General features: G+C 65.6%; 13 protein-coding genes and 1 pseudogene. 12 read left to right on the forward strand and 2 right to left on the reverse strand.

Going from position 1 to position 14,440, the window contains the following annotated elements:
* The first annotated feature begins 12 nt into the window (after positions 1–12).
* Both IV454_RS01505 and IV454_RS01510 read left to right on the forward strand, forming a co-directional pair.
* The gene (locus tag IV454_RS01505; RefSeq protein ID WP_054264272.1) at positions 13–261 is read left to right on the forward strand and encodes a DUF1427 family protein; all 249 of its coding nucleotides are present in this window, start codon (positions 13–15) and stop codon (positions 259–261) included.
* Positions 258–734 (forward strand): annotated as a pseudogene (locus tag IV454_RS01510) (amidohydrolase family protein); the annotation flags it as partial. The gene IV454_RS01505 and the pseudogene IV454_RS01510, both read left to right, overlap by 4 nt.
* Positions 735–882: 148 nt before the next feature.
* Here the strand turns inward: IV454_RS01510 and IV454_RS01515 are convergent.
* Positions 883–2,087 (reverse strand): IS3 family transposase gene (locus IV454_RS01515; RefSeq protein WP_206088614.1). Its coding sequence is split into 2 segments (ribosomal slippage): positions 883–1,802 and positions 1,802–2,087, totalling 1,206 coding nucleotides; the frame shifts between segments, so codons are not numbered across the junction.
* 40 nt (positions 2,088–2,127) lie between these two features.
* On the opposite strand from IV454_RS01515, the gene IV454_RS01520 reads away from it, so the two are divergent.
* From IV454_RS01520 to IV454_RS01555, 8 genes are all read left to right on the forward strand, one after another.
* Entirely contained in the window at positions 2,128–3,531 is a 1,404-nt protein-coding gene (locus IV454_RS01520; protein WP_206089875.1) for an amidohydrolase family protein, read from the forward strand.
* Between the two features lie 33 nt (positions 3,532–3,564).
* Positions 3,565–4,248: a hydrolase gene (locus IV454_RS01525; RefSeq protein ID WP_206089876.1), complete on the forward strand. Its 684-nt coding sequence runs from the start codon at positions 3,565–3,567 to the stop codon at positions 4,246–4,248.
* Positions 4,249–4,369: 121 nt separating this feature from the next.
* Positions 4,370–5,332 carry an alpha/beta fold hydrolase gene (locus tag IV454_RS01530; RefSeq protein WP_206089877.1) on the forward strand — a complete coding sequence of 321 codons (963 nt, stop codon included), beginning with the start codon at positions 4,370–4,372 and terminating at the stop codon, positions 5,330–5,332.
* Positions 5,329–6,015, forward strand: coding sequence for a YoaK family protein (locus IV454_RS01535; RefSeq protein WP_229521990.1), 687 nt, complete (start codon positions 5,329–5,331; stop codon positions 6,013–6,015). Before IV454_RS01530 ends, IV454_RS01535 begins: the two co-directional genes overlap by 4 nt.
* Positions 6,012–6,569 (forward strand): TMEM175 family protein, encoded by a 558-nt coding sequence (locus tag IV454_RS01540; protein ID WP_206089878.1) that lies wholly within the window; start codon positions 6,012–6,014, stop codon positions 6,567–6,569. Before IV454_RS01535 ends, IV454_RS01540 begins: the two co-directional genes overlap by 4 nt.
* 82 nt (positions 6,570–6,651) lie before the next feature.
* Entirely contained in the window at positions 6,652–9,708 is a 3,057-nt protein-coding gene (locus IV454_RS01545) for a sensor histidine kinase (RefSeq protein WP_206089879.1), read from the forward strand.
* Positions 9,698–10,330 carry a response regulator gene (locus tag IV454_RS01550; RefSeq protein WP_206089880.1) on the forward strand — a complete coding sequence of 211 codons (633 nt, stop codon included), beginning with the start codon at positions 9,698–9,700 and terminating at the stop codon, positions 10,328–10,330. The genes IV454_RS01545 and IV454_RS01550 overlap by 11 nt, the downstream gene beginning before the upstream one ends.
* Positions 10,331–10,463: 133 nt before the next feature.
* Entirely contained in the window at positions 10,464–10,886 is a 423-nt protein-coding gene (locus IV454_RS01555) for a helix-turn-helix domain-containing protein (RefSeq protein WP_206089881.1), read from the forward strand.
* Here IV454_RS01555 and IV454_RS01560 read toward each other — a convergent pair.
* On the reverse strand, positions 10,883–11,668 hold the full coding sequence (locus IV454_RS01560; RefSeq protein ID WP_206089882.1) for an AraC family transcriptional regulator: 786 nt from the start codon (positions 11,666–11,668) through the stop codon (positions 10,883–10,885). The genes IV454_RS01555 and IV454_RS01560 overlap by 4 nt on opposite strands.
* Positions 11,669–11,991: 323 nt before the next feature.
* Here IV454_RS01560 and IV454_RS01565 point away from each other — a divergent pair, with 323 nt between their 5' ends.
* Together IV454_RS01565 and IV454_RS01570 are read left to right on the forward strand one after the other, a co-directional pair.
* Entirely contained in the window at positions 11,992–12,615 is a 624-nt protein-coding gene (locus IV454_RS01565) for an MSMEG_1061 family FMN-dependent PPOX-type flavoprotein (protein WP_370663799.1), read from the forward strand.
* Positions 12,616–12,960: 345 nt separating this feature from the next.
* Entirely contained in the window at positions 12,961–14,271 is a 1,311-nt protein-coding gene (locus IV454_RS01570; protein WP_206089884.1) for a carbohydrate-binding protein, read from the forward strand.
* Positions 14,272–14,440 lie beyond the last annotated feature (169 nt).

A 14,440-nucleotide genomic window follows, 5' to 3' on the forward strand; every position in this document is an offset into this window, starting at 1 on the left:
AAGGAGTGAGCAATGTACCTGATGTCGATCGGAGCCGGCGTGCTGGTAGGGATCATCTACGCACTGATCCAGGTGCGTTCGCCCGCCCCGCCCGCCATCGCGCTGCTGGGCCTGCTTGGAATGCTGATCGGCGAACAGATGGTCCCGATCGCCAAGCGGGTCATCGCCGGCGAACCGCTCACCAGCGCCTGGTTCGCCACCGAATGCGCCCCAAAAATCACCGGCCTGCAAGCGCCGGCGAACGACAAGGACGCGGCATGAGCGCCTCCCTCATCCTGATCAACGGCCGCTTCCACACCACCGACCGTGCCAACCCAATCGCCAACGCGGTCGCCATCGCCAACGAGCGCTTCATCGAGGTGGGCGATTGCGCCGACGTCATGCGCCACCGCGGCGCCACCACCCAGGTCATCGACCTGACCGGCCACACCGTCATCCCGGGCCTGAACGACTCGCACATGCACCTGATCCGCGGAGGCCTGAACTACAACCTGGAACTGCGCTGGGAAGGCGTGCCCTCGCTGGCCGACGCCATGCGCATGCTGCGCGAACAGGCCGAACGCACGCCATCGCCGCAATGGGTGCGCGTGGTGGGTGGCTGGACCGAATTCCAGTTCGCCGAAAAACGCATGCCCACCATCGAGGAACTCAACGCCGCAGCGCCCGACACGCCGGTGTTCGTGCTGCACCTGTACGACCGCGCCCTGCTCAACCGCGCCGCGCTGCGGGCGGTCTAAAGTGGACCCATCGGTCAAGACAATTATTCAGCAAGTTTAAGCTGTGTCCGTTTCCACCGCTGCAGCTGGTCGGCGCTGCCCCGTGATTCTCTAATCATGCCGCTGGAGGGCATCATCCTCCAGTGGCCGCCCCCGGCAGGGCTTTCTACCCGCACACCGTTCCCTCAACGACCGCCTCGGCGTCGCCATACTTGTCGACGATCAGCGCTCCGCCGCCGGTCCCGCTGCGATAGACGCTGGCGGGCGTCTCGTAGCCAAGGGACTGGTGAGGACGCTCCGCGTTGTAGAACGCGAAGTACTGGGCCAATCCCACCATCAGCTCGGCCATGTTGGCGTAGCCCTTCAGGTACACGTCCTCGTACTTCACGTTGCGCCACAGGCGCTCGACGAAGATGTTGTCCAGGGCCCGCCCTCTCCCGTCCATGCTGATGTCCACCCGTTCGCGCTTGAGCACGTCCGTGAACGCCTTGCTCGTGAACTGCGAACCCTGATCGCTGTTGAACACCTCGGGCTTGCCATGCTCGCGTAGGGCGTCCTCCAGGCAGTCCACACAGAACGACGCATCCATGCTGTTGCTGAGCCGCCAGGACAGGACCTTGCGGCTGTACCAATCGATTACCGCCACCAGGTAGGCGAATCCCCGCGCCAACCGGATGTAGGTGATATCTGTCGACCACACGTGGTTGGGCCGCGTCACCGGCACGCCCCGCAACAGATACGGATACACCTTGTGCTCTGGATGAGCCTTGCTCGTGTTCGGCCCCGGCGCCATCCCGGCCAGCCCCATGCGGCGCATCAGTCGCTGCACGCGCTTGCGGTTGACGACGTGGCCCGCCGCGCGCAGGAACACCACCATGCGCCGGCTGCCGTAGAACGGCCGGTTCGTGTATTGCTCGTCGATCAGCCGGCACAACAGCAAGTCCTCGGCACCAGCATCTTCCGGCACCTTGGCAGTCAGTCGCCGGTACACCGTCGCGCGCGGCACTTCGGCCAGCTCGCACTGTCGGCTCAGAGGCAGTTCCTCGGCGCCGTCGATCCAGTTCATCCTGGCTTCCTGGCTCACACCCCCAACTTTTTTTTGAGCCAATCGACTTCCATCTTCAGCCGCCCGATCTCGCCATACAGCCGCTCTTCGTCGCCCTTGTCCTCGGCCGGCTTGGGCCCGCGCTTACCCTCGAACAGCGCCCCTGCGGACTCAAGAATTTCCTTCTTCCACTGCCCGACCAGTTGCGGATGCACGGCGTATGACTGCGCGATCTCGCTGATTGTCTTGACCCCGCGAACCGCCTCCAGGCCGACCTTCGCCTTAAACTCGGCCGTGTGTACCTTGCGCTTTTTTGCTTCACCCATTTGCTGTCATCCTTTCAAGGACGATAGCTTAAACTACCCCGTGGCCACTGTCTCAAAATGTGGATCCACTATAGTCGGCTACACCCGCGACACGCCCAATCCGCCCGGCGGCGAAATCGTGCGCGATACGGCCGGCAACCCGACCGGCATGCTGATCGCCCGGCCCAACGCGATGATCCTGTACGCCACCCTGGCCAAGGGCCCCGCCCTGCCGCTCGAACACCAGGTCAATTCCACGCGCCAGTTCATGCGCGAACTCAATCGCCTGGGCGTGACCAGCGTGATCGACGCCGGCGGTGGCTTCCAGAACTTCCCCGACGATTACGCCATCGTCGACCAGCTCGCGCGCCACAAGCAGCTCACCGTGCGCATCGCCTACAACCTGTTCACCCAAAACAAGGGCGCCGAACTGCAGGACTTCCAGGCCTGGACCAAAATGATCAAGCCGGGCGACGGCAGCGACTACTACCGCCACAACGGCGCCGGCGAAATGCTGGTGTTCTCGGCGGCCGACTTCGAAGACTTCCTCGAACCGCGTCCCGAACTGGCCGCCGGCATGGAAGACGAACTCGAAAAAGTCGTGCGCCACCTGGTCGAGCAGCGCTGGCCATTCCGGCTGCACGCCACCTACGACGAATCGATCTCGCGCATGCTCGACGTGTTCGAAAAGGTCAACCGCGACATTCCCTTCGACGGCCTGCGCTGGATGTTCGACCATGCCGAAACCATCACCCCACGCAATATCGACCGCGTGCGCGCGCTCGGCGGCGGCATCGCGATCCAGCACCGCATGGCTTTCCAGGGCGAGTATTTCGTCGAACGCTACGGCGCCGAAGCGGCCCGCCACACGCCCCCCATCGCACGCATGCTGGAGGCCGGCGTGCCGGTCGGCGCCGGCACCGATGCCACCCGCGTGGCCAGCTACAACCCGTGGACCGCGCTGTACTGGCTGGTGTCCGGCCGCACCGTCGGCGGCTTACGCCTGTACGGCGCCGACCAGCAGATGCCACGCGCCACCGCGCTCGAACTATGGACCTCGGGCAGCGCGTGGTTCTCCAGCGAGCAGCACCAGAAAGGCCGCATCAAGGCGGGCCAGCTGGCCGACCTGGCGGTGCTGTCGGCCGATTTTTTCAGCGTGCCGGAAGACGATATCAAGGCGCTCGAATCGGTGCTCACGGTCGTCGGCGGCAAGGTGGTGTACGGCGCCGGCGACTTTGCGCCGCTGGCACCGGCCCCGATTCCCGTGCTGCCCGACTGGTCGCCCGTGAAAACTTTCGGCGGCCATTACCGGCCGGCCGCGACCCGCACGGCGCTGCCGCACCTGTGCGCGGGTTCGTGCGGCGTGCATGGCCACGCCCATGGCATCGCGCGTAAATCGACCATCCCGGTGACCAGCCATACCGGCTTCTGGGGCGCGCTCGGCTGCAGCTGCTTCGCGTTCTGACCAGCCCCATTTTTTAACCAAGGAGTGTATTACATGAATCCGAAACTCGACGTCCTGACGCCACACAACTCGCAACTGATCTTCATCGACCACCAGCCGCAAATGGCGTTCGGCGTGCAATCGATCGACCGCCAGGTCCTCAAGAACAACACGGTGGCGCTGGCCAAGGCCGCCAAGGCGTTCAACATCCCGACCGTGATCACCACCGTCGAAACGCAAGCGTTTTCCGGCCACACCTATCCGGAACTGCTGGACGTGTTCCCGGGCCAGAAAGTCCTTGAGCGCAGCTCGATGAATTCGTGGGACGACCAGAAGGTGCGCGATGCGTTGAAAGCCAACGGCCGTAAAAAGGTCATCGTGGCCGGTTTGTGGACGGAAGTGTGCAACAACAGCTTCGCGCTGTGCGCCATGGCGGAAGGCGACTACGAGATCTACATGGTGGCCGATGCATCGGGCGGCACCTCGAAGGAAGCGCACGACTACGCGATGCAGCGCATGATCCAGGCCGGCGTGGTGCCGGTGACCTGGCAGCAGGTGATGCTGGAATGGCAGCGCGACTGGGCACACCGCGAGACCTATGACGCCGTGATGGCGATCGTGCGCGAACACTCGGGCGCGTACGGCATGGGCGTCGACTACGCCTACACGATGGTGCACAAGGCAGCCGAACGCACCACGGGCGAACACGAAGTGCTGGCGCCGGTGCCAGCACGCTAAAAAATCCGTCGTTCCCGCGCGCGCGGGAACCCAAGTTTATTGATTCGCCAGTAGCATCGGCACGCACTTGGGTTCCCGCCTGCGCGGGAACGACGGAGCTAACGACAACAAGAAAGCCATCATGTCCACAAACGACAACCAGAAAACCCTCTCCCGCCGCGCAGCCATCACCGCCGGCGCTTCCCTCGCCGCCGCGATCCCGCTGGCCGCCATGAGCACCGGCGCGCAAGCCGCACCCGCCGCCGCCATCAAGCGCACCTCCAGCACCATCACCACCAAAGACGGCGTCGAACTGTATTACAAGGACTGGGGCAGCGGCCAGCCGGTCGTGTTCTGCCACGGCTGGCCGCTCAACAGCGACAGCTGGGAATCGCAGATGTTCCACCTTGCGAACAACGGCTTCCGCGTCATCGCCCACGATCGCCGCGGCCATGGCCGTTCCAGCCAACCCTGGACCGGCAACGACATGGACCACTACGCCGACGACCTGGCCCAGGTCATCGAAGCGCTGGACCTGAAAAACGCCATCCTGATCGGCTTCTCGACCGGCGGCGGCGAAGTGGCCCGCTACGTCGGCCGCCACGGCACCAGGCGCGTCGCCAAACTCGGCCTGATCTCGGCGGTCCCGCCGCTGATGCTCAAAACCGCCGACAACCCGGGCGGCCTGCCGATGGACGTATTCGACGGCATCCGCAGCGCCTGCGTCAAGGACCGCTCGCAGTTCTACCTCGATCTCGCTTCCGGCCCCTTCTACGGTTTCAACCGTCCTGGCGCCAAGCCATCGCAAGGCCTGATCAACGCCTGGTGGATGCAAGGCATGATGGCCGGCCACAAGAACACCTACGATTCGATCAAGGCGTTCTCCGAAACGGACTTCCGCGCCGACCTGAAAAAATTCGACAAGCCGACCCTGATCATCCACGGCGCCGACGACCAGATCGTGCCGATCGACGCCGCCGGCAAGGCGTCGGCCGCCATCGTCAAGGACGCCAAGCTGATTATCTATCCCGGCGCCCCGCACGGCCTGACCGACACCCACAAGGACAAGGTCAACGCCGACATTCTCGCTTTCGCCAAATCGTGACCCCCGACCAGCGCAACCGCCTTCGCAGCATCGACATGGGCTTCCTGGCGGGCTATGTGGACACCCTGGGCTTCGTCGCCCTGTTCGGGTTGTTCACCGCCCATGTGACCGGCAACTTCGTGTTGATCGGGGTTGCGCTGGCCGACGCCTCCAAGGCGTCGATCCTGCTGAAGTTCCTGGCCTTCCCCGCCTTCATCGTGGGCATCGCCATGGCACGCCTGCTGATCCTCGCCGCGCAACGGCGCCAGTGGCCAGCCCTCAAGCTGGCCCTGACCTTGCAAGTGATCCTGCTGGCCGGCTTCATGCTGGCCGGGATGGCCGCCTCGCCCATCGGCGGCAGCGCCTCCGCACTGGCCATGACGGCGGGCCTGCTGGGCACCGCCGCCATGGGCGCGCACAGCGCCAGCAGCCGCCTGCTGCTGGCGCAGCTGGCGCCCACTTCCATGATGACCGGGAACGTGACCCAGGTTGTCATCGACAGCATCGACGTGCTGCGTGGCGCCGGCGACGCCGCCACCGGCGCCCGCTGCGGCAAATTTTTCTGGCCCGTGCTAGCCTTCGGCACCGGCGCCATCGCCGCAGCGTTTGCGTTCAAGGCGTTCGGATTCATCGCGCTGATGGTTCCGATCGCGATCCTGGGCGCCGAACTGGTACTGCCCGAACCGGCCAAGGGGGCCACATGAACAAAGTCCGTCTCGAAGCATTCAGCGATGGCGTCATCGCCATCATCATCACCATCATGGTGCTGGAACTGAAAACCCCGCACGGCACTACGCTGCACGACCTGGCGCCGGTGCTACCGGTGCTGCTGCGCTACCTGCTCAGCTTCATCTACGTGGGCATCTACTGGATCAACCATCACTACCTGTTCGACAAGGTGCAGAAAGTCGACGGTCTCGCCATGTGGGCCAACCTTCACCTGCTGTTCTGGATTTCGCTGATCCCCTTCGTCACCGCCTGGGCCGGCGAACACCCGTTCGATTCGGTCCCGGTGGCCATGTACGGCGCGGTGCTGCTGATGTGCTCCATCGGCTTCGTGGTGCTCGACGAGGTGCTGCGCCGGCGCGGCGCGACGCATGCCGGCACCGCGCGCCCGAGCTGGATGGAGCGCAAGAACCTCGTATCGATGCTGCTGTATGCGCTCGCGATTCCGCTTGCGCTGTGGTACGCGCCAGCCGGCTCCATCGTGCACGTGGTGGTCGCCGCGATGTGGCTGCGCCCGCGCGCACTGGCTTGAACCCACGGCGCGGATGGTATCATCGCGCGCCATGAACAGCGACAGGCCGAGCTGACCGCACAGCGAACAGGACGAACAAGGTATGACACCGCACAGCATGTCCAGCACAAGGTGGCGCCTGGCCGCCATCGTGCTGGCGCTCGCGTTCAGCGGCGCCGCGCATGCGCAAGTGCGCTCGCTCGACCAGTTGGAGCACCGGCGCTGGGTCGCGGCCGACGGCGGCCCGAGCCAGGTCGGCGCCATCGCCCAGACCCGCGACGGCTACCTGTGGCTGGGCACCAATGAATCGCTGTTCCGCTTCGACGGCTTTCGCTTCGTGCGCTACGAAGCGCCCGGCCTGAACACCTTGGGCATCGTCGCTTCGCTGCTGGCCGTGGACGACGAACTGTGGGTCGGCCTGCGTTTCGGCGGCGTGCGCGTGATCGGCCCACGCGGCATGCGCGAACACCCGCCCGGCCCCAACCTGCCCGAGGGCGCCATCTACAGCCTTGCACGCGACCGCACCGGCGCGATCTGGATCGCCGCCGACGATGGCCTGGCGCGCTACAACGGCGCCGACTGGGAACTGGTGAGCGCCCGATGGCACTTCCCAGGAAAAAAAGCGCGCGCCGTGTTCGTCGACGGCGGCGGCACCGTGTGGGTCGCCAACGAAAACCGCCTGCTCTACCTGCCCAAGGGCGAACGACATTTCATCGACAGCGGCCTGGCGGTCGACTGGGTCAGCCAGATCGCGCAGGCGCCCGACGGCGCCATCTGGCTCACGGAACGCTACAGTGGCAAGATCCACCGCGTGGTGCTGCTGGACGGCCACCTGACCTACAGCTCCCTCACCACCGGCACGCCGGCCATCGGCCTGCTGTTCGACCGCAGCGGCGGCCTGTGGCTCAGCACCACCGGCAATGGGGTGCAATACGTGGCCAAGCCCACCAGCATCGGCGCCCTCGACTCGCGCGCCTCGTTTACCGCGCGCGACGGCCTCAGTTCGGACTTCATCTGGAAGATGCTGGAAGACGGCGAAGGCAACCTCTGGGTCGGCAGCAACGGTGGGCTGGACCGCTTCCCCCAGCGCGCGCTGATGCCGGCCGGTTTTCCACCCGGCTCGCTCAACTTCGCCCTCGTGGCCGGCAACGACGGCAGCCTGTGGGCCGGACCGAGCAACCGGCCGGCCATGCGCCTGATGGATGGCGCCATGGACGTGCTGGACATGCCGGCGCCGGTATCGTGCGCGATGCGCGATCTTGAAGGCACCATCTGGATGGGTGGCCCGAGCGGCATCTGGCGCTCGCGCGGCGCGCACCTGGAAAAATTCGCCGGCCTGCCGCCGGCCGCCCTGGCCGAATCGTGGGTGCGGGCGATGGCGCGCGACGCCGCTGGCGACCTGTGGGTATCGTTCAACCGCCTTGGCCTGTTCCGCCTGCACGACGGCGTGTGGATCGCCACGCCGCCGCCGTCGCCCTCGGCCAACCAGCGCATGCCGGTCACCGCGTCGGCCGACGCCAAGGGGCGGCTGTGGTTCGGCTACCGCGACAACCTGCTGGTCACGCGCGAAGGCGACGGCGAAAAACGCTGGGGCCAGGCCGACGGCATGGACATCGGCCACGTCACCGCCATCACCCATCACGGCCAGCGCACCTGGGTCGGCGGCCAGCGCGGCATCGGCTACATCGACGGCGAGCGCTATCACGCGCTGCGCCTGCCCGACAACGGCCTGTTCGCCAACATCTACGCCATCATCGTGGTGCCGCTCAAGGATGGCAGCAGCGACGATCTTTGGGTGCACTCGCGCTCGGGCATTTTCCAGCTGACCGCCGCCGAACTGGCGCGCGCCTATGCCGCTGCCGATTACCGCATCGGCTACCGCTCGTATGACCTGATGGGCGGCCTGGCCAACGACCCGTACCAGGTGCTGCCGCTGCCCACGGCGGTGCGCAGCGGCGACGGCCGGCTGTGGTTCTCGACCAGTAACGGGGTGGCCTGGATCGATCCGGAGCGTCCGCGTCCCGAACTGGCCGGGCCGACGGTGCTGATCGAATCCGTCCACGTGGATGGCGTGCGCGCGGCCAGCGGCGCCCCGGCCCTGCTTTCCGCCGGCGCGCAGCGCATCGTGATCGACTACACGGCCCTGAGCCTGTCGGCGCCCGAACGGCTGAACTTTCGCTATCGCCTGGACGGCTACGACGCCGGCTGGCAGGACGCGGGACGCCAGCGCGAGGCGGTCTACACCGGGCTCAATGCGGGCAAGTACCGCTTCCGCGTGCTGGCGCATAACCAGGATGGACTGCCAAGCAGCCGCGAAGCCGTGTTCGAGTTCAGCATCCCGCCGGCGCTGTACCGCCAGCCGCTGTTCCTGCTGCTGGCGGGCGCGCTGGCGTTTGCCGCCTTGTGGACGCTGTACCGGATCAACATGCGACGCGCCGCCGAGCGCCTGCGCGAGCGCATCGAGGAGCGCCACAGCGAACGCGAACGCATCGCACGCGACTTGCACGACACCTTGCTGCAAGGTGTGCACGGGCTGATCCTGCGCTTCCAGGCGATCGTCTACACCATCCCGGCCGGCAGCCCGGCGCGCCGCAGCCTGGAAGAAGCGCTGGACCGCGCCGACGAGGTGCTGATCGAAGGACGCGACCGGGTGCGCGACCTGCGTACCGGCGCGGTCGACCTGAGCGAGCTGCACGACGCCCTGGCGGCGCTGGGCGCGGACCTCGAACAGAAAGGCAGCACGCGCTTTGCGCTCATGGTGCGCGGGGCGCCGGCGCCACTGCGTCCGCTGGTGTGCGACGAGGTGTACCAAGTCGGGCACGAGGCGGTCGTCAACGCGTTCCGCCATGCGCGGGCGCTGCACGTGAAGGTCGACATCGAGTACGGCGCGCGCCAGTTCCAGATGACGGTCAGCGACGATGGCCTGGGTATCGCTGCGGCCTACCTGACGCCGATGGGGCGGGCCGACCACTGGGGGCTGCGCGGCATGCACGAGCGGGTCGGCCGCATCGGCGCGCTGCTCGATATCCACAGCGACCCGGCGCGCGGCAGCGAGGTACGGCTCAGCATCAAGGCGCAACTGGCCTACCGGCGCGCGCCGCGCCACCTGTTTGCCTGGCTGCGAAAAAAAATGATAAAAGGGGAAACCAATGAATCCTGAGACGACACCGATCAGGGTGCTGGTGTGCGACGACCATCCGATGATGCGCGAAGGGATCGCCGCCGTCATCGCCAGCCAGAGCGACATGTGCCTGGCCGGGGAAGCCGGCGACGGGCGCGAGGCGGTGGCACAGTACCGCGCGCTGCAGCCGGACGTGGCGCTGATCGACATCCAGATGCCGGACATGAACGGCATCGAAGCGATCCAGGCGATCCGCGCCGAATTCGCGCAGGCGCGCATCGCGGTGCTGACCACCTATCGGGGCGACGCGCGCGCGCTGCAGGCGATCCGTTCGGGCGCCCAGGCCTATCTGCTGAAAAGCGCACTGCGCAAGGAGCTGACCGAGGCGATCCGCGCGCTGGCCGCCGGCAAGCGCTATTTTCCGGCGGAGATCGCGGCCGAACTGGCCAACCACCTCGGCCAGGAATGCCTGACCCCGCGCGAAGTGCAGGTGCTGCAGCTGATTGCGCGGGGCCACAGCAACAAGCAGGTGGCGGGCGAACTGGCGCTGTCGGAAGATACCGTCAAGGGGCACCTGCGCAACATCATGGACAAGCTGGGCGCGAACAACCGCACGCACGCGGTGACAATCGGGATCGAGCGCGGGTTCATCGGCCTGTAATGGTTCGGGGACGCCGCAACGCACCAACACTTTTGGGGGGGTAGGCACTCACCTGAGTGGCCCTGTTCGCCCAGGCTGGCTTCACGCATCATCGTCGCTGACGGAGCATCGTCATGCCACCCTGGAGCGACCCATGCAAGCGACCCTGATTTCCACTTTCCCGAAGGCCCCGCCGGTGCGCCGCTTCCATGCGGCGCGCTGTGCCACCTCCCCCGAGCAGAATAAAGGCGCCCTGGCGCCCTGGCAGGTACGCCAGCTGACCGCGCATATCGACGCCAACCTGTGCGCCACGCTGCGCACCACCCACCTTGCCGCCACCGTGGGGCTGAGCGTGAGCCACTTTTCGCGCGCCTTCAAGAACGCGGTCGGCGTGCCGGCCCGTGTTTACGTGCTGCGCAGGCGCGTGGCCGCAGCCTGCGCAGCCATGCTGGCCAGCGAAGAAGCGCTCACCGACATCGCGCACGCGCACGGCTTTTGCGACCAGTCCCATTTCACGCGCGCCTTCCAGATGCAGTTCGGGATGGGGCCGCAGGCGTGGCGCCGCAGCCAGCGCTAATGTGCGGGCAGCGCGCGCCGGTACGCCGCCGGCGTCGCCCCGAACTCGCGCGTGAACAGCTTGATGAACGCGCTCGCGCTGGCATAACCGAGATCCATGGCGACCGTGGTCACCGGCTTGTCCGCGGCCAGCATTTCGAGCGCCCGCATCAGGCGCGCGCGCTGGCGCCAGGCGACGAACCCAAACCCGGTTTCAGCGGCGAAGCGGCGCGTGAGTGTACGCGAACTCACGGCAGCCCACTGTGCCCACTGTTCCAGGTCGCGCTCGTCGGCCGGGTCGTCGATCAGCGCGCGCGCCACCCTTTGCATGCGCGGATCGCGCGGCAGCGGCAGTCCGAACGGCGCCGGCGGTGCGTGCCGGATCTCGTCGAGGATCACCTGGGCGATGCGCTCGCGCTGCGCGTCGAGCGGTTCCAGCGCCCACGTGGCGGCACGCAGCACCGCTTCGCGCAGCAGACCCGAGGTGCGGATCGTGCAAGGCCGCTGCGGCAGCCCGGCGCATGCCGGCTCGGCGACGTAGGCACTCCAGCCGGCGAACGGTCCGTGCGAGCGCACCGCATGGAAGTGATGCGGCGGCAGCCACACCGCGTGAATCGCCGGCACGATCCACTGGCCATCCTCCACGCCCACCGATAACAGGCCGCGCAAGGATCCCATTAACTGCCCGCGCGCGTGCCGGTGGCCGGAAGAAGCACGTTCGCTATCCTGGCTGCCCGCTGCCACGATGACCACGGGTCCTTCGGAGGTATTGATGGCGGCGGGATCGAGACTCAGGTCGGACATGGCGGATTCGCGTTATTAGTTGGCCGATATAGTGTACAGCGGACAAGCGGATTTGCTTATGCTGCGGTTTTTATCCACGTGGAGACGCCATGCACGCACAAGATATCCTGCCAGACGATGTGAATGAAGCCAGCTTCCAGGGCCTGACGATACGCAAGGGTACGGTCGCGGCCTTTCTTGCCAATGCGCGCGCCTTCGCCGATCCGGCGCTGGCAGATGCCGCGCGCGCCGCCGTGCAGGCCGACATCGAAGAGGCACTGCCGGCGCTGCGCGCGCTGGGCGTATTCGATGTGTTCGAGATCCGGCACGCATCCCTGCGCGCCTTGATCGAAAAGCGCGAACCGGCCGCCCAACCGGACCTCGATGCGCTGTACGCCGCGCCGTCGGAACGGATCCAGAAAGCGGTGCTGGACCGGCTGGTGCCGGTGCACGAAGACTATCTCGGGGCGGCCACGTTTTTCGCGCTGGCGACCGGCCGCGCGCAGGGACTGGACGTGTCGCCGCGCGGCGGCCCGCCGGGCTTCGTGAAGGTGATCGATGCGCGCACCCTGGCGTTTGCCGACTGGCCGGGGAACAACCGCATCGAATCGATGCGCAACCTGGCCGACGACGAGCGCGCCGCCATGCTGTTCCTGTTCCCGGGCCTGGAAGTATTCATGCGCATCAACGGCCGCGCGCGCGTAAGCACCGACGCCGGCCTGCTCGCAACCTTGGCCGAGGGCGAACGTTTGCCGAAAGCGGCCATCGTGGTGGCGATCGACGAAGTGCTGATGCATTGCGGTAAAGCGGTCAACCGCGCGCGCCTGTGGCGCGAGGAATCGCGCCTGGACCGCGCCGGGCTGCCGACGGTGGGCCAGATGCTGGTGTCGATGGCGATGATCGGCGAGGCCGATGTCGCCCAGGCCAATGCCCATTACGAGCACGCGGTACGCAACGATCTGTATTGAGCGCCCCTGTCGGTCGCCGCTGGTATGCCGCAGGGTTTGACACCGGGCCAATGGCTGGCGTGCGCAAGCGACAGGCGCATGCCCCGTTCGATCCATCTCGCGCTCGCTGTGGTAGGGGATTGCGTGCGAACCGCAGCAAGAGGCAAGAAAATTTTGGCGTAAACACGACAGAACCGCGCGGAAACTGAGATTACGCTGCGCGGGTTTTGACAATATGCCAAATGTACAAGATACTCAACTTCAGTGGAAGCGTTTCCACGAACATCGTTATGGCGGTAAGCATCGGCTGGAAGTGGTTGTCGCCCGCACGTAGTATCCCCAACTATAAATTCGGAGACTTTCAACATGAAGATGAAGAAGATTAACGTCCTGCTGGCATCATTATTGACTGCCGGCACCATAGCCGGTTGTGGCGATAACACGGCGCGCGAGAGCGTCGACGGCGGAAAAGCCCCCGTCTTGCTGGCGCAGACAGGGACGGCAGGAGGTTCCAGCGGCAACAGCGCCGCGATCTGCATACTCCAGGCTGAAAATTATTCCAACGCGTTTGACACCACTGCTGGCAATACAGGTAACCAATACCGCACCGACAACGTCGATATTGAAGCCACTGCCGATGCTGGCGGAGGTTTTGACGTTGGCTGGACTGCCAACGGCGAATGGCTGGCACACAACAACGTCACCTTCCCTACCACCGGCGCCTATACCCTTGCATACCGCGTTGCAGCCCCTTCCGCCGGCGGCGTGATTTCGGCCGACCTCAACGGAGGCACTATCCGGCTGGGCAACACGTCGGTTCCCGCAACGGGCGGCTGGCAGAACTGGACCACGGTGCAGCGCACGATTAACGTCAATGCCGGTACGTACAACCTCGGTACCTTCGTCAGCAGCGCGGGCTTCAACCTGAACTGGATCAGTATCGCCGGCGCGAGCTGCGGCACGCCGCCGCCCGACGGCTGGACCCTGGCCTGGGCGGACGAGTTCAACGGCACTTCGTTGGACAACTCGAAGTGGAACATCGAGGTCAACGGGGACGGTGGCGGCAACAACGAGCTGCAGTACTACACCGCGCGTCCGGAGAATATTCGCGTCACCGGCGGCGAACTGGTGATCGAAGCGCGCAAGGAAGCCTATATGGGCAAGCAGTACACCTCGGGCCGCATTACCACCCAGAACAAGGTCAGCTGGCAGTACGGCCGCATCGAAGCCCGCATGAAAATCCCGACCGGCAAGGGTACGTGGCCGGCCTTCTGGATGCTGGGTAACTCCATCAGCAGTGCGGGCTGGCCCGCAAGCGGTGAAATTGACATCATGGAGCACATCAATTCCGAAGCGGTTAACCATGGCACCATCCACTGGTCGGATCAGAACAACAACTATGCCAATTATGGCGGCCCATCGGGCAACCTGGACTTCTCGCAGTACCACGTGTATGCCGTGGAGTGGGATGCCTCGGCGATCCGCTGGTATGTGGACGGTAACAAGTTCCATGAAGTGAATATCGCCGGCGGCATCAACGGCACCTCGGAGTTCCATGCACCGTTCTTCCTCCTGTTCAACCTGGCCGTCGGCGGCAACTGGCCTGGCAGTCCGGATGGATCGACCGCGTTCCCGAACAAGATGCAGGTTGACTACGTTCGCGTCTATCGCAAGTAATCCGGATCTGGAGAGGAAGCATTTTTCTCTCCATCTGTTCACCCTTCACAGCGCCCCGACAAGGGGCGCTGTTATCTTGGGGCGCGGCTTCGTCGGCAAGGACAGCGGCGCGCTCTTCGCGGCAAGGTCGCGTGACCGGGCTGCCGCGTCAGGCTGGTGGAAACCCTGA

Source organism: Massilia antarctica (assembly GCF_015689335.1).
Classification (GTDB): Bacteria; Pseudomonadota; Gammaproteobacteria; order Burkholderiales; family Burkholderiaceae_D; genus Telluria_A; species Telluria_A antarctica.

What these genes read in the sequence shown, in the direction of transcription:
- IV454_RS01505 (WP_054264272.1), top strand. Translation starts at nt 13, where the DNA reads ATGTACCTGATGTCGATCGGAGCCGGCGTGCTGGTAGGGATCATCTAC.
- IV454_RS01525 (WP_206089876.1), top strand. Translation starts at nt 3,565, where the DNA reads ATGAATCCGAAACTCGACGTCCTGACGCCACACAACTCGCAACTGATC.
- IV454_RS01530 (WP_206089877.1), top strand. Translation starts at nt 4,370, where the DNA reads ATGTCCACAAACGACAACCAGAAAACCCTCTCCCGCCGCGCAGCCATC.
- IV454_RS01540 (WP_206089878.1), top strand. Translation starts at nt 6,012, where the DNA reads ATGAACAAAGTCCGTCTCGAAGCATTCAGCGATGGCGTCATCGCCATC.
- IV454_RS01545 (WP_206089879.1), top strand. Translation starts at nt 6,652, where the DNA reads ATGACACCGCACAGCATGTCCAGCACAAGGTGGCGCCTGGCCGCCATC.
- IV454_RS01550 (WP_206089880.1), top strand. Translation starts at nt 9,698, where the DNA reads ATGAATCCTGAGACGACACCGATCAGGGTGCTGGTGTGCGACGACCAT.
- IV454_RS01555 (WP_206089881.1), top strand. Translation starts at nt 10,464, where the DNA reads ATGCAAGCGACCCTGATTTCCACTTTCCCGAAGGCCCCGCCGGTGCGC.
- IV454_RS01560 (WP_206089882.1), bottom strand. Translation starts at nt 11,668, where the DNA reads ATGTCCGACCTGAGTCTCGATCCCGCCGCCATCAATACCTCCGAAGGA.
- IV454_RS01570 (WP_206089884.1), top strand. Translation starts at nt 12,961, where the DNA reads ATGAAGATGAAGAAGATTAACGTCCTGCTGGCATCATTATTGACTGCC.